This is a genomic window from Curtobacterium sp. MCLR17_042 (assembly GCF_003234695.1).
Classification (GTDB): domain Bacteria; phylum Actinomycetota; class Actinomycetes; order Actinomycetales; family Microbacteriaceae; genus Curtobacterium; species Curtobacterium flaccumfaciens.
Genome location: NZ_QKTD01000016.1, coordinates 70,074 through 95,597 on the forward strand (window position 1 = coordinate 70,074; position 25,524 = coordinate 95,597).

The 25,524-nt window shown below is 70.5% G+C and carries 21 protein-coding genes; 9 read left to right on the plus strand and 12 right to left on the minus strand.

Annotated features, from left to right (window positions below; genetic code table 11):
- Positions 1 to 9: 9 nt before the first annotated feature.
- The gene (locus DEJ02_RS15055; RefSeq protein ID WP_111033623.1) at positions 10 to 993 is read right to left on the minus strand and encodes a helix-turn-helix domain-containing protein; all 984 of its coding nucleotides are present in this window, start codon (positions 991 to 993) and stop codon (positions 10 to 12) included.
- A gap of 121 nt (positions 994 to 1,114) precedes the next feature.
- On the opposite strand from DEJ02_RS15055, the gene DEJ02_RS15060 reads away from it, so the two are divergent.
- Positions 1,115 to 1,561, plus strand: a complete 447-nt coding sequence (locus tag DEJ02_RS15060; RefSeq protein ID WP_164941227.1) for a MarR family winged helix-turn-helix transcriptional regulator — start codon at positions 1,115 to 1,117, stop codon at positions 1,559 to 1,561.
- A gap of 95 nt (positions 1,562 to 1,656) precedes the next feature.
- On the opposite strand, the gene DEJ02_RS15065 is transcribed toward DEJ02_RS15060, so the two are convergent.
- The 4 genes from DEJ02_RS15065 to DEJ02_RS15080 form a co-directional block, all read right to left on the minus strand.
- The gene (locus tag DEJ02_RS15065; protein ID WP_027464448.1) at positions 1,657 to 2,505 is read right to left on the minus strand and encodes a carbohydrate ABC transporter permease; all 849 of its coding nucleotides are present in this window, start codon (positions 2,503 to 2,505) and stop codon (positions 1,657 to 1,659) included.
- Positions 2,505 to 3,320, minus strand: a complete 816-nt coding sequence (locus DEJ02_RS15070) for a carbohydrate ABC transporter permease (protein ID WP_204166204.1) — start codon at positions 3,318 to 3,320, stop codon at positions 2,505 to 2,507. Before DEJ02_RS15070 ends, DEJ02_RS15065 begins: the two co-directional genes overlap by 1 nt.
- 149 nt (positions 3,321 to 3,469) lie before the next feature.
- On the minus strand, positions 3,470 to 4,789 hold the full coding sequence (locus DEJ02_RS15075) for an ABC transporter substrate-binding protein (protein WP_111033624.1): 1,320 nt from the start codon (positions 4,787 to 4,789) through the stop codon (positions 3,470 to 3,472).
- 220 nt (positions 4,790 to 5,009) lie between these two features.
- Positions 5,010 to 6,026, minus strand: coding sequence for a LacI family DNA-binding transcriptional regulator (locus tag DEJ02_RS15080; RefSeq protein ID WP_258378750.1), 1,017 nt, complete (start codon positions 6,024 to 6,026; stop codon positions 5,010 to 5,012).
- Positions 6,027 to 6,227: 201 nt separating this feature from the next.
- On the opposite strand from DEJ02_RS15080, the gene DEJ02_RS15085 reads away from it, so the two are divergent.
- Genes DEJ02_RS15085 through DEJ02_RS15105 form a run of 5 tightly spaced genes read left to right on the plus strand, consistent with a single transcriptional unit; the run spans position 6,228 to position 11,292 of the window.
- A complete protein-coding gene (locus tag DEJ02_RS15085) occupies positions 6,228 to 7,463 on the plus strand; it encodes an ABC transporter substrate-binding protein (protein ID WP_071405204.1) in 1,236 nt (411 codons plus the stop codon).
- 2 nt (positions 7,464 to 7,465) lie between these two features.
- The gene (locus tag DEJ02_RS15090; RefSeq protein ID WP_111033625.1) at positions 7,466 to 8,431 is read left to right on the plus strand and encodes a carbohydrate ABC transporter permease; all 966 of its coding nucleotides are present in this window, start codon (positions 7,466 to 7,468) and stop codon (positions 8,429 to 8,431) included.
- Positions 8,424 to 9,311 (plus strand): carbohydrate ABC transporter permease, encoded by an 888-nt coding sequence (locus DEJ02_RS15095; RefSeq protein WP_084740987.1) that lies wholly within the window; start codon positions 8,424 to 8,426, stop codon positions 9,309 to 9,311. The genes DEJ02_RS15090 and DEJ02_RS15095 overlap by 8 nt, the downstream gene beginning before the upstream one ends.
- 32 nt (positions 9,312 to 9,343) lie before the next feature.
- A complete protein-coding gene (locus tag DEJ02_RS15100) occupies positions 9,344 to 10,192 on the plus strand; it encodes a ThuA domain-containing protein (RefSeq protein WP_111033626.1) in 849 nt (282 codons plus the stop codon).
- Positions 10,189 to 11,292, plus strand: coding sequence for a Gfo/Idh/MocA family protein (locus DEJ02_RS15105; protein ID WP_111033627.1), 1,104 nt, complete (start codon positions 10,189 to 10,191; stop codon positions 11,290 to 11,292). The genes DEJ02_RS15100 and DEJ02_RS15105 overlap by 4 nt, the downstream gene beginning before the upstream one ends.
- Positions 11,293 to 11,433: 141 nt before the next feature.
- Here the strand turns inward: DEJ02_RS15105 and opgC are convergent, their stop codons facing one another.
- From opgC to DEJ02_RS15125, 4 genes are all read right to left on the minus strand, one after another.
- On the minus strand, positions 11,434 to 13,923 hold the full coding sequence (opgC, locus tag DEJ02_RS15110; protein ID WP_258378751.1) for an OpgC domain-containing protein: 2,490 nt from the start codon (positions 13,921 to 13,923) through the stop codon (positions 11,434 to 11,436).
- Positions 13,920 to 14,330, minus strand: coding sequence for an ATP-binding protein (locus DEJ02_RS15115; protein ID WP_111033628.1), 411 nt, complete (start codon positions 14,328 to 14,330; stop codon positions 13,920 to 13,922). The genes opgC and DEJ02_RS15115 overlap by 4 nt, the downstream gene beginning before the upstream one ends.
- Positions 14,327 to 16,282, minus strand: a complete 1,956-nt coding sequence (locus tag DEJ02_RS15120) for a glycosyltransferase (protein ID WP_258378752.1) — start codon at positions 16,280 to 16,282, stop codon at positions 14,327 to 14,329. Before DEJ02_RS15120 ends, DEJ02_RS15115 begins: the two co-directional genes overlap by 4 nt.
- Before the next feature lie 310 nt (positions 16,283 to 16,592).
- On the minus strand, positions 16,593 to 17,369 hold the full coding sequence (locus DEJ02_RS15125) for a TetR/AcrR family transcriptional regulator (protein WP_111033629.1): 777 nt from the start codon (positions 17,367 to 17,369) through the stop codon (positions 16,593 to 16,595).
- 74 nt (positions 17,370 to 17,443) lie between these two features.
- Between DEJ02_RS15125 and DEJ02_RS15130 the strand changes: the two genes are divergently transcribed.
- Positions 17,444 to 18,415 (plus strand): NAD-dependent epimerase/dehydratase family protein, encoded by a 972-nt coding sequence (locus DEJ02_RS15130; protein WP_111033630.1) that lies wholly within the window; start codon positions 17,444 to 17,446, stop codon positions 18,413 to 18,415.
- A 143-nt stretch (positions 18,416 to 18,558) separates the two neighbouring features.
- On the opposite strand, the gene DEJ02_RS15135 is transcribed toward DEJ02_RS15130, so the two are convergent.
- From DEJ02_RS15135 to DEJ02_RS18550, 3 genes are all read right to left on the minus strand, one after another.
- A complete protein-coding gene (locus DEJ02_RS15135; RefSeq protein WP_181440383.1) occupies positions 18,559 to 19,899 on the minus strand; it encodes a fibronectin type III domain-containing protein in 1,341 nt (446 codons plus the stop codon).
- Between the two features lie 219 nt (positions 19,900 to 20,118).
- Complete coding sequence (locus DEJ02_RS15140; protein ID WP_111024629.1) at positions 20,119 to 21,927, minus strand: DEAD/DEAH box helicase; 1,809 nt, start codon at positions 21,925 to 21,927, stop codon at positions 20,119 to 20,121.
- 91 nt (positions 21,928 to 22,018) lie between these two features.
- Positions 22,019 to 22,483 (minus strand): MarR family winged helix-turn-helix transcriptional regulator, encoded by a 465-nt coding sequence (locus tag DEJ02_RS18550; RefSeq protein ID WP_181440384.1) that lies wholly within the window; start codon positions 22,481 to 22,483, stop codon positions 22,019 to 22,021.
- A gap of 96 nt (positions 22,484 to 22,579) precedes the next feature.
- On the opposite strand from DEJ02_RS18550, the gene DEJ02_RS15150 reads away from it, so the two are divergent.
- Entirely contained in the window at positions 22,580 to 24,754 is a 2,175-nt protein-coding gene (locus DEJ02_RS15150; protein ID WP_111033632.1) for an MDR family MFS transporter, read from the plus strand.
- A 76-nt stretch (positions 24,755 to 24,830) separates the two neighbouring features.
- Positions 24,831 to 25,418: a TetR/AcrR family transcriptional regulator gene (locus tag DEJ02_RS15155; RefSeq protein ID WP_111033633.1), complete on the plus strand. Its 588-nt coding sequence runs from the start codon at positions 24,831 to 24,833 to the stop codon at positions 25,416 to 25,418.
- Positions 25,419 to 25,524 lie beyond the last annotated feature (106 nt).

Below are 25,524 nucleotides of genomic sequence, written 5' to 3' on the forward strand. Positions count from 1 at the left end.
CCGCCGCCGTCAGCGGCGCAGGGTCTGCTTCGGGTACTCGCCGAACCGGGCCGCGTAGGCCGCCGAGAACCGGCCGAGGTGGGCGAACCCCCAGCGGCGGGCAACGTCGCCGACGACCCCGGCCTGCGGGTCGAGCTCGAGCAGTTCGCCGCGCACGCGGTCGAGCCGGACCTCGCGCAGGTACGTCAGCGGCGACACGTCGAAGACCCGGCGGAACGACTCCTGCACAGACCGCACGCTCAGGCCGGCGACCTCGGACAGCTCCTGGACCGTGACCGGCTCGGCAGCGTGCGCGTGGATGTACTCCACCGCTGCCCGCAGCCGGGCGTTCCGGGGCAGGCCGAGCACCGCGGGCAGGTCGTCGGCCTGCGGCGGGAAGGTGTCCAGGAACGCGGTGGCAGCCGACCGCTTGGCCTCGTGCCACGCGTCCGAGTCGGGGCCCTCGGCGCGCAGGGCCCGGGACAGCGCCACGAGCGCCCCCTGCCAGCGCTCGGCGGTCTCCGGTTCCGGCATGCGGGTCGGGTCGAACCGCAGTGGTGCCGCTTCGACCTCCAGGTGTTCGAACGCGACGCGGTGCACGTACTCCCGCCCGAAGTGCACCAGCCGCTGGTCGTGGTCCTCGGCCGTGAACACGAAGTCGTCCTCGGGCGGCAGGAGCACGGGGACGTCCCGGCGAAGCTCCATCCGGACGCGCCCGGAGTCCAAGTGCGCGGTCCCGCTGGTGATCCACGTCACCACGTAGTCGGCGCCCACGGGGACCGAGCCGCGCACGGCACCGCGGAGCTGCGAGCGCCGGATGCTCACGTCGGAGTCGCCGACGGCCGTGTACCGGTACGAGAAGTCCTCGTCGATGCGCCGAACGGACCACCGATCGGCGCCGTGGACGGCGGCGAGGTCGCGCTCGGCCGCGTCGGGGTCCCCGCCGGAGACCTCGAAACGGACCGGTTCCCCGGCGGGTGCAGCGGACTGTGGAGTCGGGACGGGGTCAGCCACGGTGCCCCGCTCCCGATGCCGTCACCCGCACCGTTCCACGCTCCGCGTTATGTGGATACGCTGGTGCGGTGACTGCGGCGTATCGTGACCCGGACGAGACCCGTGCGAAGGGGGCATTGTCGTGAGCGATGTCGACCTGAACGCGGCGCTGACCCGGCTCGAGGCCGCGGTCTCCGAACTGCGCGGTCGACTGCGCGACGAGCTCGGCGTCTCCGGCGGCGACCTGACGCTGCTGCAGTTCGTCTCGCGTGCCGAAGAAGCGGGCCGGACGGTGCGCGTGAAGGACCTGTCGAAGCACCTGGGGCTCACCGGCCCGGCGGTCACCGGCATGGTGGACCGCCTCGAGCACAGCGGACACATCAGTCGTGTCCCGAACCCCGACGACGGCCGCAGCCGGTACATCGAGCTGACCGATGCTGCCCGCCGCGACTACGCGCGCGCGATGGACGGCACGAACAAGCACCTGCACGACCTGATGGCCTCCTTCTCGGAACGGGAGCGGGCCAGGTTCGTGCGGATCATCGACCGCATCGTCGCAGCCGTCGATCTCGGCGCACCGAGCCCCTGACGGCAGGGTACGGGCGGTCAGGACGACGCTCGGACGAATGTCCAGCATGCGCAGCTAGGTAAGTTCTCTACCTATCTCCGCGTGCCGGACACCCGTCACCCCTTGACGGCTCCGGAGGTCAGACCGGACACGATCGAGCGGCGGAACACGAGCACCAGGATGACGATCGGCACCGTCGCAGCGACGCTCGCGGCGAAGATCTGCGCGAACGGCACCGTGAACTGCGTCCCGAAGAGCGCGATGCCGACCGGGATCGTCCGGAACGAGTTCTCACTGTTGAACGTCAGGGCCATCAGGAACTCGCTCCACGAGGCCGTGAAGGTGAAGACGCCGACCGTGAACAGGCCCGGCTTCGCCATCGGCAGGATCACCGACAGCACGGTCCGCCAGGCCCCGGCGCCGTCGATCTCGGACGCCTCCTCGATCGTCGACGGGATCCCCTGCAGGTAGTTCCGCATGATCCAGATGGCGAACGGCAGGTTGAACGCCACGTACGGCACGATCAGGCCCGGGTACGAGTTCAGCAGCCCGAGGTTGCGCTCGAGCAGGTACAGCGGCGTCAGCACCGCGATCGCCGGGAACACCGACAGCATGAGCAGCGAGGTCATGATCGCCGTCCGCCCCCGGATGAACCGGCCGGCCAGGGCGTACCCGGCGAGGAACGCCAGCGCGAGCACGATCACCGTGGTCGACACCGACACGATGACGCTGTTCACCATGTACTGGCCGAGCGCGTTGTCGCGGAAGGCCACCACGAAGTTGTCGAAGGTGAACGACTGCGGCCAGACGGTGGGCGGCGACTGTCCGATCTCGGACGCCGGTTTGAGCGACGTCGTGACGAGCCAGTAGAGCGGCAGCGCGGTGAGCACCGCGATGACGACACCGCTGACGTTGACGGTGTTGACCCACTTGCGCCAGCCCTTGCGCACACGTTGACGGGGCATCAGTCGTCCCCTCCCTTCGCCTGGTTCCGGAACGCCCGGAGGAACAGCAGACACCCGGCCGCGACGATGACCGCGGTGGAGGTCGCGATCGCCGCGCCCGGTCCGATGTTGATGTCCTGGAAGAGCACCTTGTACCCCATGATCGCGAGCGACTGGGTGGCGGTGCCCGGGCCGCCGTTCGTCAGCACGAACGGCAGGTCGAAGACCCCGAACGCCTGCAGGATGCGGAACAGCACCGCGATCGTCAGGGTCGGGGTGAGCTGCGGCAGCACCACGCGCCAGAACGTCTGCCAGGTGCTCGCGCCGTCGAGCTCGGCGGCCTCGTAGTGGTCCTCGGAGATCTGCACGAGCCCGGCGAGCAGGATGATCGCGACGAACGGCGTCGTCTTCCAGATGTCCGCGACCATCAGCCCCGTGATCGCGGGCACCGGTTCGCCGAGGATCACCGGAGCGTCCCCGAACAACCCGAAGAACCACGTCGCGACGCCGTAGGTGCTGTCGTAGATGTACTTCCACAGCTGCGCGTTGACGATGGTCACGAGCGACCACGGGATGAGCATGAGCGCGAGCATCCAGCCGCGGGTGGCCCCGAGCCGCTCGAGCACCAGTGCGACGAGCATGCCGAGCACGAGCTCGACCGACACCGTCACCACCGTGTAGAGCACCGTGAAGCCCAGCGCCCGGTACCAGTCGGCGCTCTGCAGCAGGGCCGCGTAGTTGTCGAACCCGAACGACTGGATCGTGAAGCCCTCGTAGCCGACCTCGACGTCCGCGAAGCTCAGGACCACTGAGTACACGACCGGGAAGATCGTCACCGCCGCGACCACCAGGAGCGCCGGGGCCGCGAAACCCCACGCGCCCCGCGAGCGGATGCGGTCGAGACGTGACCGCCCCGACGGCCGGGGCGGCGGATCGACGCGACCCGCGCCTCCAGGCCGTGCCGGTCGTGTCGCCGTGCCGGCGCTCACAGCGCTGCTCCCTGCAGGGCGAGCGAGATGGCGGAGGCCATCGCGCTGGTGCCGCCGTCGACGGACGCCTGTCCGCCGAGGATGCTGTTGCCGTTCTGGTAGACGCCCTGCGAGACCTTCGGGTAGTAAGCGGTCGAGGTCGGGCGGGGCACGAGCGTGATGCCCGCCGCCGTGTCGTAGGTCGGGCGCTCCTGCCGCTTCGCGTCCGCACTGACGAGGCTCGCCGACCGGGCCGGCAGGACCCCGCCCTCGCGGGTCAGGAACTGCTGCGCGGTCTCGCTCGACATCCAGCGCGCGAAGGTCAGTGCCGCCGCGGGTTCCTGGGTGTGCGGGTTGATGTAGTTCCCCCACCCACCGATCGTCGAGTGGTGCTCGTCCATGCCGTCGAACGTCGGCCGGGCGGCGAGCCCCACCTTGCCGGCGACCTGGCTGTCCGGGCCGTTCGCGATCCCCCACGCGTACGACCAGTTGCGGAGGAACGCCGCGCGGCCGCCGGAGAAGGCGTCGTTGGTGTCCTGCTCCTGGTACGTCAGGGTGGCCCGTGGAGACGCCCCCTCGGTGATCAGCGACCGCATGAACTCGAACGCCCGCTTGGTCTCGGAACTCGTCGTCTCCGGCTTCGTGAGGTCGTCGTTGAGCAACGACCCGCCCGCGTCGGCGACAAACTCGGTGACGTTGCAGGTCAGTCCCTCGTACACGTCGCCCTGGAACGCGAACCCGTACGACACGTCGCCGGTGTCCACGAGCTTCGCGGCGGTCTCGCGCACTTCCTCCCACGACCCCGGCACCTGCAGGGAGTGCTTCGCGAGCAGGTCCTTCCGGTACAGGAAGAACGACTCGTCGATGTAGAGCGGGAACATGTAGTACGTGCCGTCGACACTCGCCGCGAGCCGGAGCCCCTCGGGGAACTGGTCGAAGAAGTCCTCGCCGACGAGCTGGTTCACGGGGGTCGCGAGCTTGTTCTTCGCGAACTGCCCGGGCCAGGCGACGTCGCCCAGGTAGACGTCCGGCGTGCTGCTGCCGGCCGCGATCTGGGTCGTCAGGCTGGTGCGGTTCGTGTCGGTGTCGCTCGGGGCGCTGACGATCCGGACGCGGATGTTCGGGTGCTCCTTCTGGAACTCCGCGATGAGCCGGCGGCGCAGGTCACCGCCGTCCTTCGAGGCGACCTGGCCGGCCCACCAGCTGATCGTCGCCTCGCCCTCGGGCGGTTCGGTGGGCCAGTCCTCGACCCGCGTGCGCTCGGGTCGGGTGGAGCAGCCGGCGAGCAGCAGCACCCCCGCTCCCCCGAGCATGAACGTCCTCCGGTCGATTGCCATCCGTCCTCCTCGACGTGTGGTGCTGCGAACCTGTGCATCCACACAACCAGGCGGAGCCTGGTCTGTCCGCCAGGGGCGCCGGCTGCGCGGCCGCGCTTTCGCGGTGGACGACAGTTCACGGGTTCGCGGCCCCGCCAACTGTCGCTCAGCCCGAAACGTGGCCAGCGACGGCCTGGAGGCGCGTGGCGGGGCCGACCCGCGCCTCCAGTCCGGCAGGGGGTCAGGCGGGGGCGGGGGCCGTCGACTCGGCCAGGTGCAGGGCGCACGGGATGAGCGTGTGCGTGCGCCCGGTGCTGCCGCCCTCGAGGCGGTCGACCAGCGACTCGACCGCCAGGCGGCCGAGCGCCGGGCCGGGGGCGTTCAGCGTCGTGAGCACCGGTTCCGTCGCGGCGCCGGCGCCGTCGGAGGACACGATCGCGATGACCGAGACGTCCTCGGGGACCCGCCGACCGCCGGCCCGCAACCCGCTGACGAGCCCGAAGTTCGAGTCGTCCTTCATGATGATCGCGGCCGTGACGTCGGGGTCGTGCGCCAGCAGGTCCGCCGCCGCACGACGACCGCCCTCGGCGGAGGCGCCGGCGGCGACCACGGTGCCGGTGAGCCCCCGGCGCTCGATGCCGGCGTGGAACGCCGCCTCGGAGCGGACCTTCGGCCCGTAGTCGGCCATGGTGGTGCCGTCGAGGTCCTCGACCACGAGGCCGATCCGACGGTGCCCGAGCCCGGTGAGGTGGTCGAGGGCGTCCTCGACGGTGCGCTCGAAGTCGATGTCGACGTACGAGATGCCCGAGGGGTCGGCGGTGCGGCCGATCGCGACGAACGGGACCTCGAGCTCGGTCAGACGGGCGATCCGGGGGTCGTGCATCGTGACCTCCATCACCACGACCCCGTCGGCGAGACCGCCCGAGATGAGCTCCTGCACGTCGTCCGCCGTCGTCACCGCCGGCCAGAGCACCAGGTGGTACCCGAGTTCCGAGGCGCGGCTCGCGGCACTCGTGAAGAACTGCAGCGCGGTCTGGCCGAGCCGGTGCTCGAGCACCGGGAACACGAGCGCGAGGATCCGGGTGCGGCGCGATGCCAGTGCCCGGGCGACCACGTTGTTCCGGTAGCCGAGCTCCCGCATCGCCGCCGTGACCCGGGCACGGGTGTCGGCGGACACGCGCTTGTTGCCGTTCACGACGAAGGACACCGTCGCGATCGAGACGCCCGCCCGGTCGGCGACCTGCTGCATCGTCGCCATGCCGCTCCCTCACCCTGTCCCGCTCACTGTAGCGGGGGCGGTGTCCGAAAAAGTTCGTCTAAGCGCTTTACCATCTAACCGCTTCGATGCTAGCTTCGACCCCACTCGGGACGCGACGGAGCGGTTCTGGTCCGGTCGTCCCCGATCCACGAGCGACACGTTCGACTCGTGTCCGGCAACCATCCAGAGAAGAGCGAAGCAATGAAGCCTCGACACCGCAGGATCGCCCCGGTCCTCAGCGCGGTCGCCATGCTGGCGACCGTCCCCCTCGTCCTCGCCGGCTGTTCCGGGGGCTCGTCCGCGAGCTCCGGCGGCAAGGTGGACTCCATCACCGTGCTCGACTACTACAACCAGGGCAACGACAAGAAGGTCATCGGCGAGTACCTCGACAAGTGCGGTGCCGAGAACGACGTCACCATCAAGCGCAGCCTGGTGCCCGGCTCGTCGCTCATCCAGAAGGTCCTGCAGCAGGCGTCGTCGAAGACCCTGCCGGACGTCCTGATGCTCGACAACCCGGACCTGCAGCAGATCGCCGAGACGGGTGCGCTGTCGCCGCTGTCCGACTACGACATCTCGACCGACGGCTACGCCAAGGGCGTGCTGCAGGCCGGGACCTACGAGGACAAGGTCTACGGCCTCGCCCCCACCGTGAACACCATCGCGCTCTTCTACAACAAGAAGGTGCTGTCCGAGGCCGGTGTCACCCCGCCGAAGACGTGGGACGAGCTGCAGTCCGCCGCGGCGAAGCTCACCAAGGGCGACCAGTACGGGTTCGCCGTCGACGCCAACGCCACGTACGAGGGCACCTGGCAGTTCCTGCCGTTCATGTGGTCGAACGGCGGCGACGAGAAGGACATCGCGACCCCGGAGACCGAAGAGGCCCTGTCGCTCTGGAAGGGCCTGGTCGACGACGGCTCGATGTCGAAGAGCGTCGTCAACTGGACCCAGGCCGACGTGAACGACCAGTTCATGGCCGGCAAGGCCGCGATGATGATCAACGGCCCGTGGCAGATCCCGGGTCTGAAGGAGTCGAAGGTCGACTACGGGATCGCCCAGATCCCCGTGCAGTCCGCCAGCGACAAGGCCGTGGCCCCGCTCGGTGGTGAGGTCTGGACCGTCCCGAACACCGGTGACAAGGCGAAGCAGGCCGTCGCGGCGAAGATCGTCGACTGCATGAACAGCGACGCGAACCAGCTCGCGATGGCGAAGCTGCGCTACACGATCCCCTCGAAGACCGACGTCGCCCAGCAGTTCGGCAAGGACGTCCCCGAGGAGCAGGTGTTCGTCGACCTCGTCGCCGACGCCCGTGCCCGCACCGGCGAGCTCGGTGCCGACTGGCCCAAGGCCGCGACGAAGATCTACACGGCCGTGCAGTCGGCGCTGACCGGGCAGGACTCCCCGGCCGACGCCCTGCAGAACGCGCAGTCGAGCAACTGAGCATGACGAGCACCGCGACCCCCGTCGCCCCACGGCGGGCCGCCGGGGACGGAGCACCCGCTCCGTCCCGGCGGCCCCGCCCGGGCCGCTCGCTGCGCTTCGAACGGATCGCGCAGCTGCTGTTCCTGCTGCCGGCCGTCCTGTTCCTGCTGCTGTTCTTCGGCTACCCGGTGGTCAAGAACATCGTCATGAGCTTCCAGGCGTACACGACGTCGACGTTCTACACGGGCGAGGCGCCGTGGGTCGGCCTGGCGAACTACGCCTCGGTCGTGTCGTCCCAGCTGTTCGGCACGGCGATGCTCAACACGGCGCTGTTCACGATCGGGTCGATCGTCGGCCAGTTCGTCCTCGGCCTGCTGCTCGCCCTGTTCTTCCGCCGGAACTTCCCGCTGTCCGGTCTCCTGCGCTCGCTGCTCCTGCTGCCCTGGCTGCTGCCGCTCATCGTCTCGAGTGCGGTCTGGAAGTGGATGCTCGACCAGGACTCGGGCGTCGTCAACCAGTTCCTCGGCACCTTCGGCATCCCGTCGGTCCCGTGGCTGACGAGTCCCGCCGTGGCGCTCATCACCGTCATCGCGGTGAACATCTGGATCGGGATCCCGTTCAACACCACGATCCTGTACGGCGGTCTGCAGGACATCCCCACCGAGCTGTACGAGGCAGCGGCGCTCGACGGCGCGACCGGGTGGAAGGCCTTCTGGGCGATCACCTGGCCGATGCTGCGACCGGTCGTGAGCGTCACGCTCGTGCTCGGCGTCGTCTACACGATCAAGGTGCTCGACATCATCCTCGGGTTGACGAACGGTGGGCCGGCGAACGCCACCCAGACCATCGCGACCCAGTCCTACGACCTGTCGTTCAAGCAGTTCGACTTCGGGCAGGGCGCCGCGCTGAGCAACATCCTCATCGTGATCTCCGCCCTGTTCGCGATCGTCTACCTCCGCCTCAACAGGAAGGCCGTCGATGACTGACGCAGCGTCCACCACCGACGCCCTCCGGACCCGCGCGGTGGTCACCCGCGGTGCCCGGCGGCCCGTCCGTCCCACGAGCGCGAAGCAGTGGGTGCTGTCCGGCGTGGGGATCCTGATCCTCGCCGTGATGCTGTTCCCCGTCTACTGGATGATCAACATCTCCCTGCAGCCGGCCGGTTCCGCGATCGAGGCCGCCTGGTTCCCGATCAACGCCCAGCTCGGCGGCTACGCCCAGGCCATCGCCGACCAGGGCGGCGCCCTGGTCACGAGCCTGGTGATCGCCCTGGGCAGCGTCGTCGTCAGCCTGCTCATCGCGACACCGGCGTCGTACGCGCTCGCCCAGTTCAAGGTCAAGGGCATCAACGCGGTGCTGTTCGGCATCCTCATCTCGCAGATGATCCCGGGCATCGTCGTCGCGAACGCCCTGTACGCGGCGTACAACGACCTCGGACTGCTGAACACCGTGCCGGGACTGATCCTGGCCGACAGCACCGCCGGCGTGCCCTTCGCGATCCTGATCATGCGCGCGTTCATGCAGAACATCCCGCCGTCGATCATCGAGGCCGCCAAGGTCGACGGTGCCGGCAACTTCCGGGCCTTCCGCTCGGTCGTCGTGCCGATCAGCGCCAACGCCCTGATCACCGCCGGGCTGTTCACGTTCCTGTTCACCTGGAGCGACTTCCTGTTCGCCCTGACCCTCACCACCACCGAGGACGTCCGGCCGATCACCCTCGGCATCTACAACTACATCGGCACCTTCACCGCCGACTGGTCGACCGTCATGGCCGCCGCGGTGATGGCCTCGATCCCCGCCATCGTGCTGCTGCTCGTGGCGCAGAAGTTCATCGCCGCCGGGGCCACCGGCGGCGCAGTCAAGTGACCGGGTCTCACCACCCCCGAAAGGCACACACCATGACCACCACCCCGCTCCGCATCACCGTCTGGGGCGAGAACGTCCACGAACAGGTCGAGCAGCACGTCGCCGAGCGGTACCCCGACGGCATGCACGGCGCGATCGCGGACGGCATCCGCGAGCACCTGCCCGAGGCCGTCGTCCGGACCGCCACCATGCAGGAGCCCGAGCACGGCCTCACCGACGAGGTCCTCGCGAACACCGACGTCCTCACCTGGTGGGGGCACGCCGCACACCAGGACGTCGACGACGCCGTGGTCGACCGGGTGCACAAGCACGTGCTCTCCGGCATGGGGCTGCTCGTCCTGCACTCCGGCCACTGGTCGAAGATCTTCGGCAAGCTGATGGGCACCACCTGCACCCTCCGCTGGCGCAGCGAGCACGACCAGGAGCTCGTCTGGACCGTCAACCCGCAGCACCCGATCACCCGCGGGGTGCCGAACCCGATCGTCATCCCCGAGCAGGAGATGTACGGCGAGTACTTCGACGTCCCGACGCCCGACGAGCTCGTGTTCATCTCGGGCTTCACGGGCGGCGAGGTGTTCCGGAGCGGCATGACCTACCGCCGCGGCCTCGGGAAGATCTTCTACTTCTCCCCCGGTGACCAGGACTTCCCCGTCTACCACCACCCGGACGTCCGCCGCGTGATCGCGAACGGCGCCGAGTGGGCGCGGCCCGAGCGGGAGCGGGAGATCCCGACGCTCCGCCGCTACGACCTGGGCGAGTACTTCGACGGGCAGCACTACCGCGGCCCGTTCGACGACGCCGAGCCCGAGACCGCCGAGCCGGCAGCCAGCGAGCCGGCGGCCAGCGAGCAGGCAGCCGAGCGCGACGGGGCGCAGGCGTGAGCCCCCTCCGCGTCCTGCAGGTCGGCGCCGGCGGGATGGGGCGGGCCTGGCTCGCCACCGTCGCCGCCGACCCCGAGGTCGAGCTGGTCGGCATCGTCGACCTCGACCTCGACGCCGCACGCGCCGGGGCGGAGCACGCCGGCGACCCGTCGATCCCGGTCGGCACGGACCTGACCGCGCTGGCCGCCGAGACCGGTGCCGAGGCCGTCCTCGACATCACCGTGCCGGGCGCGCACCACCCGGTCACCCTGCAGGCGCTCCGTGCCGGGCTCCCCGTGCTCGGCGAGAAACCAGCCGCGCAGACCGTCGCCGAGGCGCTCTCGCTCGCCGCCGCCGCCGAGGCCACCGGCAAGCTGTTCATGGTGTCGCAGTCCCGCCGCTACAACGACCAGCTCGTCGCGTTCCGGCAGCACGTCCGCGACCTCGGTGCCGTCGGCGGGGTGAGCACCCGGTTCGCGAAGGCGCCGCACTTCGGTGGGTTCCGCGAGGAGATGGACGACGTCCTGCTGCTCGACATGGCCATCCACGCCTTCGACTCCGCCCGGTACGTGCTCGAACGCGACCCGGTGTCGGTGTACTGCGAGTCGTGGAACCCGTCGTGGTCCTGGTACCGGGGCGACGCGGCCGCCGCAGCCGTCTTCACGTTCGAGGACGACGTCCGCTACGTCTACGACGGCTCGTGGTGCGCGCCGGGTGCCGAGACCTCGTGGAACGGCGACTGGCGTGCTTCCGGAGCGGCCGGCACGGCACTCTGGGACGGCGACCACGACCCGTCGAGCGACCTCGACGGCACCCCCGGCTCCCCTGCCGCTGCGCCGTCGGTCGGGCACGAGATCGCCGGGTCGCTGGCGTCTTTCGTCCGGGCGGTCCGCTCCGGCGAGGTGCCGGACGGCGAGGTCCACGGCAACGTGATGAGCCTGACCATGGTCGACGCAGCCATCACGTCGGCCCGCAGCGGCCGCCGGGTCGTCATCGACGAGGTGCTCGAACAGGCGCACCGGGACGCCCTGGCCGCCGAGCAGGACGACGCGATCCGCGACCGCCTGGCCGGGTGGGAGTCGGTCCGCGGCGCCCTGCGCGAGCGGCTGCCCGCGTCCTGAGACGCGACCGCAGGACGGACGGGAGGCCCGTGGCGACACCGCCACGGGCCTCCCGTCCGTCCGCCCTCGCTTCGTGAGCAGGAATGGTCGGGTCCGCACGTCGGACCCGACCATTCCTGCTCACCATCCGTGCGCGCGAGGTCAGCGCGGGATGACGGAGAACAGGAACTTCTTGCGGACCATGTACCAGGCCAGCAGGATCAGCGCGGTGTGCACCACGAACCCGATCCAGAAGTCGCCCCACGGCACACCGGGGATCGACGCGATCGCCAGGGCGAAGAACACCTGCCAGACGAACACGTACAGGCTCGCCTGCCCGAGCGGGATCCAGAGCCAGCCGATGGCGGCGGCGATGGGCTTCCAGAACACGGTGAGGATCGCGTAGGACACGATCGCGAAGAACGCGATGTCCACCAGGCGGCCCCACTGCAGGTCCACCCGCTGGTACGCCGTGTTGTACAGGGACTCGTACATCGTCGCCGGGAACGGCACCGGGGTGAACCCGAAGTGGTCGCCGGCCCACACGTAGACCAGGAACGCCGCGTACCCGCCGACGGCGACGCCGACCAGGACCTTGCCGAGACGCCCGGTGAGCGCGCCGACGATCTGCCGCCGGTAGTACCCGAGCACGAGCCCGTGGGTGAACACCACCTGCCAGGTGAACAGGGGGAACACCGCCTCGAACTGGGAGTTCAGCGGACGGAAGTCGGGGTTGAGCGCCTGGAACACGTACAGCGCCCAGCTGGCGGCGAGGACCACCCACCAGAACCCGCGGCGGATCACCCAGATCAACGCCGGGATGAACAGGCTCAGCACCACGAACAGGCCCATGATGTTGAACGGCCACGGCCCCATCTCGAGCAGCAGGAACTGCCGGATCGCGTACCAGGGCGGCGGGTAGGCGAGCAGCTGCATCGCGTTCGGGTACAGGTCGTAGACCCGGCCCTCGGCCTCGACACCGCCGGTGCCCGTGCCGCGGTCGGTGAACGTGGTGATGGCGTCGGTGTTCAGGAACGGGACGAAGCTCAGCGCGAAGACCACCAGGATCACCACGAGCGTGACGACGTACTGCTTGCGCGCGCGCTTCCACGCCCCGATGGCCGCCGCCCACTCGCCGAACTTCTTCACGGCGAACGGGTACGTCATGCCGAGGACCATGCCGGACAGGAACACGAACATCTCGGCGCCGGTGATCGCCCCGACGGCGTGCAGCGTGAGGTACGAGTACGGCCCGCCGATCTCGATGTGGGTGATCACCACGGCGAGGATGATGAACCCGCGGAACAGGTCGAGGCGCAGGTCACGGCCGGGCTTGCCGTCGTCGGGGTAGCGCCAGCTCGGCAGGAGCCGTCCGAACACCCCGCTCAGCAGGAACACGACCGCCAGGCCGGCGGCCAGCCAGACGATCCACGCCATCTGGTCGCCGCCGGTCTCGTACTCCTGCGAGATCGCGGCGTTGCCCTGCTGCACGGTCACGCGGTCGGTGACCGGGCCGAAGGCGAAGTCGCCGGACCGCTCGAGGTCGGCGCGGAAGGCCTCCGCGACGTCCGGGTCCGCGGTGAGCCGCCAGTCGGCCACGCGGTTGCCGGCCTCGGGCTCGCGTCGCTCCGCCTCGAGCACGGTCATGCCCCGGATCAGCGGACGCTCCTGCACGGCGGCGAGCACCTGCCGCCACCAGCTCCGCTTGACCTGGAGCTCGGTGTCGCCCTGCAGCTCGCGGTTGTACAGGGCACCGGTGTCGAGCAGCATCGGACGGTCGTCGGCCGCCGCGAACCGGTCGTAGAACGTGCCCGACTGCGGCTGGTCGTAACCCCAGTCCTCGTCGAACCGCGACTCGACCTCACCGCTGCGGGTGAGCGGCACGGCGCGACCGGCGGCCTCAGTCGGGTCGCCCTTGCCGTACGAGAACATCGAGAGCCCGACCCAGTCGACGGCCTCGGCGCCCGGCCAGTACGGCCCGTACGGGTCGTCGGCACCGGTGAGCTGTCCGTCGCCGTTCGTGTCCGCCTTCGCGACGTCGACCGGGGACAGGTTCCGCAGCCGCCCGGCGGACTCGCCGAACGGGTAGCCGGCACCGTACCCCGGCGACCAGACCATGAGCGCGTCCGATGTGCCCGCGTGCACGGTCGTCCCGAGCGCCCGGAACGCCCGGATGAACTCCGTCGGCTGCTGGCCCCAGCGGACCCAGGTGCCGTTCATCTGCGGTGCGAACCGGACGAGCACCTGGGTGTCGTACTGGTCGTGCAGGTCCTCGAAGACGGTGTTGACGGCACGGGTGTCCGCGGTGTCGAGCGACCGCAGTTCGCGGTCGGGTTCGAGGCTCACGACGAGCACCGCGCCCTGGGTCGCGGCCGCACGCGCCGAGCGGAGGAGCTCCTGCTCCGCCGTGCCGTCGAGCGGGTAGTCGACGGAGACCCCGTACATCGACGGCGTCGCACCGAGCCGGCCCTCGTACCCTTCGGGCGAATCGCTGGCCCAGTCGAGGTCGGGGCCGAACCACGTCGACCCCTCGGACGGCTGCACGGCGGCGGCTCTCGGCACGGACGCCGCGGACGCCGGCAGCGCACCACCGAGCAGGAGCGTGGCGATCGTGACGAGGAGGGCGACCGCGCGGACCACCGGCTGCTTCACCGGTCGCACGCAAGCGTCCAGACGTTGTGGCCGGGCTCGTGCCGGTGCTCGAGGCGGTCGAGGGCGGCGATGGCGAGGGCCAGACCGCGGCCGCTCTCCTGCTCCACGTCCGCCATCGTCACGGCACTCAGGTCGATGTCGACGGGCATCCCGTTGTCGGTCAGCACCGCGGTCAGGGCCTGGTCGGTGGCCTCGAGGCGCACGGAGTACCGGCGCCCGGTCCCCCGGTCGGCACGGACGGTGTGCTCGACGATGTTCGCGGCGATCTCGGCCAACGCGGTCTCGAGCGCGAACCGGAGCCGCACGTCGTCGATGCCCAGGCCGTCCCACCACGCGGCGAAGCGGTCCTGCACCTCGTCGAGGGAGTCGGGCGTCGCGGCGACCTCGAACGTGGTCTCGGTGCTCACAGGGGTCCTCCGGCGGTGCTCGACTCGTGTTCGGACTGGACTGGGGTGGCCGGACCCCGGTACCGGACGGCCCGGATCACGATGCTGAAGATGAACAGGTCGAAGACGACCCACGCGGTGTTCACGAGCGGCGCGATCCCTTCGGCCTGGCCGGTCAGGTAGCGGATGCCGATCATGACCAGGGCGGCGACCAGGGCACCCATCGCGTACAGCTGCGGCTTGACCAGGTCCCACCGCGGCTTCTGCTCGGTCTCGTCGCGCACCTTGGGGGTGACGCGGAACCCGAGCGGCCTGCCCCGGTAGACGTTCTGGAACGCGCTGGTCACCGACTCGATCCAGACCGGGAAGAGCGCGAGCGAGTACTGCTGCCCGCGCCAGGTCGGTCTGCCGGCGGCCACCACCCAGAACAGCAGCTGGTTGAACACCAGGAACGGGATGAGCCGGGCGAAGAAGTCGACGCTGTAGGCCTGCACGGGGATGACCCCGAACGACAGGCAGAGCACCGGGGCGGCGATGTAGACGATCGCGGCGAACCCCGACAGGTAGCTCCACATCGTCGAGAAGTACATGAGCCGCTGCCCCCACGACAGCCCCTTCTGCACCAGGGGGTTCTCGCGGAAGAACACCTGCATGGTGCCCTGCGCCCAGCGGAGTCGCTGCACGAGCATCGTCGGCAGGTCCTCGGGGGCCAGGCCCTTCGCCAGGATCTCGTCGTGGTAGGCCGACTTCCAGCCGAGGCCGTGCAGGCGCATCGCGGTGGCCATGTCCTCGGTCACCGAGATCGTCGCCAGCGGCATGATCGGCTGCGCCTCGTCGTCACGGTTCACGTCGAGGGCACGGGCGAGCACCGCGATGGACTCGATGGCGGCGACCGGTGAGGCCTCGCGCCGGCCGAGCACGTCGAGCGCGGCGTCGTCGAGACCAGCGAAGGTGTTGGCATCGGTGGACATCGCCGCGAGCTCCTGCAGGTCGTTCCGCACGGACTCGAGGTCGGCGGCGGCGAACCGGAACGCGATGGCGTCGATCCCCCGCTGGAACGCGTAGGTCACGTCACCGAGGGGCTCACCGGCGCGGACCTGTTCGCGCGCCTGGTCCACCACCGCCTCGGCGTCGTCGAGGGCGGCGAGCACGCGCGGGTCGGTCTCGGTCTCACGGGAGCGGGCGAGGAGCTTGCGCGAAGTCGCGAGGGTGCGCTGCACGGACGCCTCGACCTCGGCCACGTAGCGCGAGATGCCGAGCTGCATGAGCGCTTCGCGTCGCAGGATGGCGTTCGACCCGCAGAAGAACGCGGCGTTCCAGCCGTCCTTCGACTGCTGGATCGGACCGTAGAACAGCGGCGCCTGGCTGCCGAGGGGGTCGTCGTCCGGCACGTTCTCGAACCACTGCGGCGTCTGCACGAGCGCCATCTTGGGGTCCTTGAAGTAGCCGAGGGTGCGGTCGAGGATCGCCGGATCGGGCACCTGGTCGGCGTCGAGGATGAGCAGGAACTCGCCCTGGGTCGCGAGCAGGGCGTTGTTGAGGTTGCCGGCCTTGGCGTGCCGGGGTCGGTCCACCCAGTCGGCACCGCGGGTGATGACGCCGATGCCGAGCGCGTCGGCCGCCGCACGCATCTCGGGGCGGTTGCCGTCGTCGAGGATCCAGGTGGTGTGCGGGTGCGTGATCGCCTTCGCGGCCCGGGCGGTGCGCTCGACCAGGTCGATCGGCTCGTTGTAGGTCGTGATGAAGACGTCGACGGTGACGTCGGTGGACGGTTTCGCCGGTGGTTCGCCGCGCTCCCGGAGCCGCCAGGCCCCGAGGGCGAAGAGCAGGGAGTCGATGACGCTGTAGGTCTCGGCGAGGATCAGCGGCACCGCGATCCACCACGAGTGCCAGTTCACCGAGGCCGCCCAGCGCCACACGATGTAGTTCACCCCGGCGAGGGACGCCAGGAGCGCCACCGTGCGCACGGCCACCAGGCGTCGGCGGGCGGTGCCGGTGCTCAGGCGGCGGCGGTCCTGTCTGCTGACGTCGAGCGCGGTCACCGGGTCTCCCCGTCCGCGGCGTCGCCGGACGTGCTGCGTCGCAAGCGTTCCTCCTGATCCCCGCGCGGGCCCCGGCCGCGTCGCACACGCCCGAGTGTGGTTCCGTCCGGCAGCTGACCCGGAGGGCACCGTGCCGGTCGTCCGCTCCGGTCATCGGGCACGACCTCGGCGTGACGACCTGTCTACCGCACGGGCGGGTGCTCTGTCAGGCAGCGCACCCGATCTGGGGACAGCACGCCCGTCAGAACGTGGCGGCGAACCCCAGGTCATCCGCCAGGCGCACGATGACCTGGTCGAAGTAGGCGGCCGGGTCGGACACGGAACCGACGAAGTGCCCGAAGAGCTCGAACGAGATCGTCCCGAACACCGTCGTCCAGGCAATCAGGGTGCGGACGAGGACCTCGTCGGGCAGGGCGATGCCGAACGAGCGCAGGGTGGCGACCCCGTCCGCGACGGCGGGACCGGCCACCCCGGGAGCCGCCGTGGGCGCGGTGGGTGATCCGGGCCTCCCGGCCGGCCCCGGCGTCGACGTGACGGACGAGCCCGCCGCACCGGACGCACCAGGCGCACCGGACGTACCGGAGCCGACGGCGTCCGCGACCACGCGCACCAGCGCCAGCGTCGTCCGCGTCGCGGGCACGACGGTCTCACGCGGCGCCGCGTATCCCGGCACGGGCGAGCCGAACAGCAGCGCGAAGTCCCCCGGGTGCGCGATCGACCAGTCGCGGATCGCCCGGCACATCGCGACCCAGCGCGCACCGGGAGCCGGTCCGGCCGCGGCACCGGCGGCCTCGACCGCGGCGCCGAGTTCGTCGTAGTCGGTGATGAGCAGGGCCGTCAGCAGGTCGTCGCGGCTCGGGAAGTACCGGTACACGGCCGACGAGACCATCCCGACGTCACGGGCGACGGCACGCAGGCTGAGGGCGGCCGGACCCTCGTCGGTCAGGCGGGCGCGTGCCGCGGCCAGGATGTCCGCGGTGACCGTCTGCCGTGCGAGTGCTCGGGCGGTGGGTGCCATCCAACGATCCTGGCACGAGAGAGCAGCGCACACAAAGGAGAGCACTGCTCTTGATTTCGCGTCGACGAACCGTCATGCTCATTTCCGAGAGCGGTGCTCTCGCGACCAGGAAGCAGGAGACCATGCCCCACCACCTCGTCGTCGGCGCCGGCCCCGTCGGCCGGCACGTCGCGGAGCTGTTGACCGTCCGGGGCGACCGCGTCACCGTCGTCTCCCGCTCCGGTCGCAGCACGGGCATCGCCGGTGTCGAGCACCTCGCGCTCGACGCCTCCGATGCCGACGCCCTCTCCCGCGCCACCGAGGGAGCAGCCGCCCTCTACAACTGCGCGAACCCTGGCGACTACACGCAGTGGGAGCGCACCTGGCCCCCGCTCGCCGCAGCACTGCTCGCCGCGGCCGAACGCACCGGGGCGACCTACGCCATCACCGGGAACCTGTACCCGTACGGCCCGGTCGACGGGCCGATGCACGAGGGACTGCCGGACGCCGCCACCGACCACAAGGGGGTGCTCCGGGCGACGCTGTGGGCCGATGCCCTCGCCGCGCACGACGCCGGCCGTGTCCGCGCCGTCGAGGTCCGCGCCTCGGACTACCTCGGCCCCGGGATCGGCGCGAACGGGCACGTCACCCGCGTGCTGCCGTCGGCACTGCGGGGACGGACGGTGTCGATGGTCGGTCGCACGGACCTGCCGCACACCTTCACCGACGTGCTCGACGTCGCCCGGACCCTCGTCGCCACTGCCGAGGACCAGGGCGCGCACGGTCGCACGTGGATGGTGCCGAGCAACGCACCGCGGACGCAGCGGCAGGCCCTCACCGACGTCCTCGCGGCGGCGGGGAAGCCCGCGGTGCCGGTGCGCCGGATGCCCGCGGCCCTGTTCCGCGTCGGCGGGCTCGTGTCGCCGATGATGCGCGAGCTGGCCGACCTGACGTACCAGTGGACCGCGCCGTACGTGGTCGACGACCGCGAGAGCCGGGCGCGCTTCGGCATCGAACCGACCCCGTGGGACGAGGTGTGCCACCGGACGGCCGCCGGCGCGGCCTGAACCACCGCCACTGCCACCGCCACCAGCCGCTGCCACCCGACGCAGCCCGACGCAGCCCGAACAACCGCCGCCCGCCGCCGCCACACACGGAAGGGGGTGGGACGCGCCGTTGCGTCCCACCCCCTTCCGCCTCGCACCGCCGGTCAGATCACCAGCAGCCTCGAGTACTGCGCCGCGTCGAGCTGCTGCGCAGCTCCACCCGCGGCGGGGACCTTCCACAGCCCGACCGAGGGGCCGCTCTCGATGGAGACGAACACGTCCCCGTCGGCGGAGGCGGCACCCAGGTGCTCGCCACGCGACCCGGCGGTCAGCCCGGTCACCGGCACGGTGGACGTGCCGCCGCTGCCCACCACGAGCTTGTCCGGGATGCCGCGGTCGATCTTGCAACCGGTCGGGCTGGTCGGGTACTCCGACGGGGCGGGACAGAACTCGGCCGACTGCAGGAGCGAGAAGCCGTCGGCGTTCGCGGCGGCGTACTCGAACGCGTACCGCGGTTCGATCTTCGTCAGTTCGGTCGCCCCGGGCTTGAGCTGGTACCAGATCCACGACCCGGCGGCACCGGGCGAGCGGATGTCGACGTAGACGTTGCCCTGCGAGTCCGCGAGCACACCGGCGGGGTAGCCGACGGTCGAGCCGGCGGGCCCGGTGAACGTGCGGGGCGCGATGCCGGTGCCCTTGACGTACGGCTGGCTGACGGTTCCGCCGAGCACGACGACCTTGCCGTCCGGGGTGACGGTCCAGAAACGCTGATCGCTCCCGACGGCCTTGCCACCCAGGTCCAGCACGACCTTCGGGGTCGAGGCGCCGACGGACAGCTTCTGCACCGCACCGGTCACCGAGTCCACCCAGTACAGGTTGCCCTCGGCGTCGGAGCGCAGGTCCGGGGTCAGGTGCAGGCCGGACGCGATGATCGAGACCCCGCTGCCGTCGGCCGGGTCCCGCAGGATCTCGGTGCCGTCCGCCGACGGGGTGAACACGTCACCGTCGGCGTTCGCGGTGAAGCCCTCGCCGTCCGTCGCGACGACGGTCTCCGCACCGCTGCCGGAGTCCGCGAACCGCACGACGTCACCGTTGCCGTCGAGCGCGAACAGCGACTGCGTCGTCTCCGGCTCGGGCACCGACGGTGACGTCCAGCGCAGCGTGATCGTGCGTCCGGTCCCCCGGTGGCCGAGGGCACGCACCGAGAACCGGTACGTGGTCGCGGGCGAGAGCTCGTCGAAGCGGTCGGAGCGGGCACGCGGGTGGAGTCGGTCGACCTGGCGGTCGTGGCGGTTCGAGACGGCGGCGACCGCGACCTTCCAGCCCGCCACCTTCGCGCCGTGCTCCGGGCCGCGCCACGTCAGCGTGGCACTGTCCGCGTCGCCGGTGACGCGGACGGCGGTCGGTGCTCCCGGCACCGACGGAGAGGTGTGCGCCGTCGCCGGCACCGCACCTCCGAAGACGAGCGCCGCGGCGGCGACCGCGGTGATGAGTGCTCGGTACACGATGGTTCCCCTGCCTTCTCCGCGGCTCCCTGCGTCACGGCTCCAGGTATCACAGCACCGCGCTGACCCCAGGGGAACGGTTGCGGGTCGGATCTGCGGTTCCCCGCACCGCAAGATGCCGCATGGCTGGACCCGCACCGACGACGGACGGGAGGCCCGGTGCCAGCTGGCACCGGGCCTCCCGTCAGGAAGGGGGTCGCGTCTCGGACGCGGCGCGTCTCAGTAGCGCGGCTTGCGCTCCGGACGCTCGTCGCGGTCGTCGCGGCGGCCACCACCACGGCGGTCCGCACGGATCTCGATGAGCTTGCCGCTGATCCGGGTGTCGGTCAGGCGGTCGAGCACACCGGGGTCCATGTCGGCCGGCAGTTCGACGATCGAGAAGTCCGGACGGATCTGGATCGCACCGAAGTCGTCGCGACGCAGGCCACCTTCGTTGGCCAGGGCACCGACGATCTGGCGCGGCTCGACGCGGTGACGACGGCCGACCTCGATGCGGTACGGGGACATCGGCTGCGAACGGCGCGGTCCGCGGTCGCCGCGGTCACCACGGTCGCGGTCGCCACCACGGTCGCCGCGGTCGTTGCGGCCGCCACGGTCGTCGCGGGCACCGCGCTCGTCACGCTCGCTGCGGCGGGCGTCGCGCTCCATCTGGCTGCGGAGGGCGTCGTCGGCTGCGGTGAGGAGCAGCGGCGAGTCGCCCTGCGCCACGACGGCCAGGGCGGCGGCGACGTCGTCCGAGGGGACGTCGTGGTGCTCGACGTAGTGCGCGATGACGTCGCGGAAGGCGGCGATCCGGCCCTGGTCCTCGAGCGCCGCGGTGATCGCGTCGTCGAAGCGGGTCAGGCGCGTCTCGTTGACGTCGTCGATGGTCGGCAGCTGCATCTGCGTGAGCGGCTGCTTGGTGTGGCGCTCGATCGCGGACAGCAGGCGACGCTCACGCGGGGTGACGAAGCTGATCGAGTCACCCGAGCGACCGGCACGGCCGGTACGACCGATGCGGTGCACGTAGGACTCGATGTCGACCGGGATGTCGAAGTTCACGACGTGCGTGATGCGGTCGACGTCGAGGCCACGGGCGGCGACGTCGGTGGCGACCAGGATGTCGAGCTTGCCCGACTTCAGCTGGTTGACCGTGCGCTCACGCTGGGCCTGGGCGACGTCACCGCTGATCGCGGCGGCGGCGTACCCGCGGGCACGGAGCTTCTCGGCCAGGGTCTCGGTCTCGCTCTTGGTGCGGACGAAGATGATCATGCCCTCGAAGTCCTCGACCTCGAGGATGCGGGTGAGCGCGTCGACCTTCTGCGGGTACGAGACCATCAGGTAGCGCTGCGTGATGTTCGCGGCGGTCTTCGTCTTGGTCTTGACGGTGATCTCGGCCGGGTCGGTCAGGTACTGCTGCGAGATGCGGCGGATCTGCGCGGGCATCGTCGCCGAGAAGAGCGCGACCTGCTTGTCGTCCGGGGTGTCGGCGAGGATCGTCTCGACGTCCTCGGCGAAGCCCATCTTGAGCATCTCGTCGGCCTCGTCGAGGACCAGGTACTTCAGCTCGGACAGGTCGAGCGTGCCCTTCGCCAGGTGGTCCATGATGCGACCGGGGGTGCCGACGATGACGTCGACGCCGCGGCGCAGGGCGGAGAGCTGCACGCCGTACGCCTGGCCGCCGTAGACCGGCAGGACGTGGACGTTCTTCATGTGGGACGCGAACTGCTCGAACGCCTCGCACACCTGCAGGGCGAGCTCGCGCGTCGGGGACAGCACGAGCGCCTGGGGCTTCTTGCTGCCGGACTCCATGCGGGACAGGATCGGCAGCGCGAAGGCCGCGGTCTTGCCGGTACCGGTCTGTGCCAGGCCGACGACGTCGCGCCCGGCGAGGAGGGTGGGGATGGTGGCTTCCTGGATGGCGGAAGGGGTCTCGTAACCGATGTCCTTGACGGCCTTGAGCACAGCGTCGCTCAGGCCGAGATCGGCGAACGTCACCACGGGCCCGTCGTCGAGGGTCTCAGTGGTGGGGGTGGTGTCCGTGCTCATACCACCAACGGTATCTCGAATGCGCGCTCCGCAGGGACGGGAGGCCCGTGGCGGCGCCGCCACGGGCCTCCCGTCCGTCCCGCTGGTCGCGTCAGGAGCGCGTGGTGCCGATCCCCAGGACCGCGTCCGCCCGGTCGTTCAGTCGCGTCAGCATCTCGGCGAGCGAGCGCAGCTCGTCCGAGGCGAACTCCTCCGTCAGGTCGTCGAACACCTCGGCGCCGGCGGCGTCCAGCTCGTCGAGCAGCCGCCGGCCCGCGGGGGCGAGCGTGACGAGCGTGGCGCGGCCGTCCGCTGGGTCGGGCGACCCGATCAGGTACTGGGCCTCGATCAGCGAGGCGACCCGGCGGCTGATCACCGGCCGCGACAGCCCCGTCGCGTCGGCGATCGCGGTCGCCCGGACCGGGCCGTGTCCGGCGACGGCGCGCAGGATCACGCGGGCGGTCGGGTCGAGCCCACCCCGCGACTCGATGAGCGAGGAGCGCAGGGTCTGCCGGACCCACAGCCGGTCGAGCTGGGATCGCAGGAGTCGCTCGGCGGCACGCCGGTCGTCGGTCACGCGCTCAGCGTAGCGGGCACCTTTAGTTGCTTGCCGGAAGCAACAGATGTATCGTTGCGCGGTCTGCAAAGTTTCACAGCCAGAAAAAGGAGTTCGATGACCGCCACCGCACCCGTCTCGGTGCAGCACGGTCGGCACACCGCCGAGGCCCCCGCGGCCTCCGGAGGCGCCGGCCAGCAGCCGCTGATGACCCACCGTCAGATCCTCCTGGTGATCTACGGCCTGATGGCGGGCATGTTCCTGTCCTCGCTCGGCCAGACGGTGTTCGGCACGGCGATCCGCACGATCGGCGACGACCTGCACGGGCTCGACCAGCAGGCCTGGGTGACGACCGCGTACCTCATCACCTCGACGATCGCGACGCCGATCTACGGCAAGCTGTCCGACATCTTCGGCCGCCGCCCGCTGTACATCTTCGGCATCGTCGTCTTCATCCTCGGCGCCGTCCTGTCGTCGATGTCCACCTCGATGCTCATGCTCGCCGCCTTCCGCGCGGTGCAGGGCATCGGTGCCGGCGCGCTGATGTCGCTGCCGCTCGCGATCATGGGCGACATCCTCGCCCCGCGTGAGCGCGCCAAGTACCAGGGGTACTTCCTGGCGGTCTTCGGCATCTCGTCCGTCATCGGCCCGCTCATCGGTGGTCTGCTCGCCGGTTCCTCCGAGATCCTGTGGATCACGGGCTGGCGCTGGGTGCTCCTGATCAACGTGCCGATCGGCGTCGCGGCGCTCCTCATGGTCATCGTGTTCCTGCACCTGCCGAAGGTGCACGGCGCCGGCGACGCGAAGCCGAAGGTCGACTGGTGGGGCGCGACCGCCGTCATCGTCACCCTCGTGCCGCTCCTGCTCGTCGCCGAACAGGGCCGCATCTGGGGCTGGGGCTCCCCCGCCGCCATCGCTTGCTACGTCGTCGGTGTCGTCGGCCTGATCGGTCTGTTGCTCATCGAGTCGAAGATGGGCGACGCGGCGATCATCCCGCTCAAGCTGTTCCGCTCGGGCACGTTCTCGATGGCGACCGTCATCGGGTTCCTGGTCGGCTTCGCGATGTTCGGCGCGATGCTCACGATCCCGCTGTACCTGCAGATCGTCGTCGGACTCACCCCGACCGAGTCCGGCTTCGCCACGCTGCCCCTGGTCGGCGGTCTCATGATCGCCTCGATCACGAGCGGTCAGATCGTCGCCCGCGTCGGCCGCTACCGGATCTTCCCGGTCATCGGCACCGCGCTCGTCTCCGCCGGCTACGTCGTCCTGACCTTCATGTCGATCGACAAGCCGCTCTGGTTCCTGATGATCGGCATGTTCCTCATCGGTCTCGGCCTCGGCTCGGTCATGCAGTCGCTGACCCTGGCGTCGCAGGGCTCCGTCGAGGCTCGTGACATGGGCGTCGCCACGTCCTCCGCCACGTTCTTCCGCCAGATCGGTGGCACGCTCGGCACCGCCGTGCTGCTGTCCATCCTGTTCTCGGTGATGCCGGCGAACATCCTGACGGCCACGGCGAACGAGAAGGACCTCGGTCCGGCACTCGACGCCGCGCTCAACCCGACCGTCGCCAGCGCGAAGGCGAACCAGGGCGCCATGGACAAGATCTGGACGCCCGTCGTCACCCCGCTGACGAAGTCCGTGCAGTCGCAGCTCGACGCCGCCTCGGCGAAGGCGAAGCAGGCCGCCGACGCCGCGGTCACCGAGCAGGTCACCGCGGCCGTGCAGCAGCAGGTCGCCGCCGGTGCCGTGCCCGCCGCAGCCGCGCAGACCGTCATCGACCAGCAGGTCGCCGCGGCGACGCCGGCCGCCGAGCAGTCCGCACTCGAGCAGGTCGCCGACCAGGCGCACGCCAGCGTGCAGGACGGGACCGTGTCCGTCGACTGGTCGAACGCCTCGCAGCGCTCGTACTGGGTCGACGAGCTCACCCCGGAGCTGGCGAAGAAGATCGACGACGGCAACACCACGAGCGACAGCGCCACGAGCACGAACGACACGTCGTTCCTGACCGGTGCCGACAGCCGACTGACCCGGCCGTTCATGGCGGGCTTCAACGCCTCGTCCGTGACGATCTACTGGGTCGGTCTCGGCGTCATCCTGCTCGCGTTCGTGCTGACCTGGTTCTTCCGGGTGCCGCCGCTGCGCCAGCGTTCCGCCCTGCAGGAGCAGGCCGACATGTCCGCCGAGGCGCAGCTCGAGGCCGAGGCGGGCGCCGCCGCAGCCGAGGCCGGCTCGTTCACCGGACCCATGACCGGGTCCGTACCGACCGGGTCCGTGCCGACGCACCGTCGGTGACCGACCGGGGCGTCCGTCCGTGCCCCCTTTCCGGGCGGGCGCCCCTCCCACACACTGCAACCCACCAGGAGTTAACGTGATCACCACCCCGGCAGCGGCTGCGGCAACGGAGCCGTGCACGCTGCGTGAACGGAAGAAGCAGCAGACCCGGCAGGCACTGCACGACGCAACGCTCACGCTCGTGTCCGCGCACGGGCTCGACGGCGTCACGGTCGAGCAGATCTGCGCCGACGCCGACGTCTCCCCCCGCACCTTCTTCAACTACTTCTCGTCGAAGGCGCACGCGGCGCTCGGGCTCGACTCGGTCGAGGTCCCGGAGCGCTCAGCGGCCTGGTTCGCCGAGGCCGACGGTGCCCTGGTCGACGACCTGTGCGCCCTGGTCGCGGCCACCGTCCCGCTCTCGCAGGACCGCCGTCGCATGAAGGAGCTGCTCGTGCTCCGGCCGGAGATGTCCTCGATGGTGATGCAGTGGATGGCCGAGTCGCGCCAGTCCCTGCTCAGCGTCGTCGGCACCCGCACGGACGCGCAGACCGCCCGCACCGCGGTGACCCTGGTGATGTCCGCGCTCAGCGAGGTCGCGCACCGCGAGACCGTGCGGAGCAACGACGAGCTCGCGGACCGGCTCCGTGCCGTCGTGCGCGAGATGGCGGCGCTCGTCTCCTGAGGCGGGGCCCTTCGGGCGTACCTGGTCGAATCGGGCGTACCTGGCAGGAACTTCCCGCCCGGTACGCCCGATTCCGCTTTCCAGTGCGCGCGCAATGGGAAGGAAC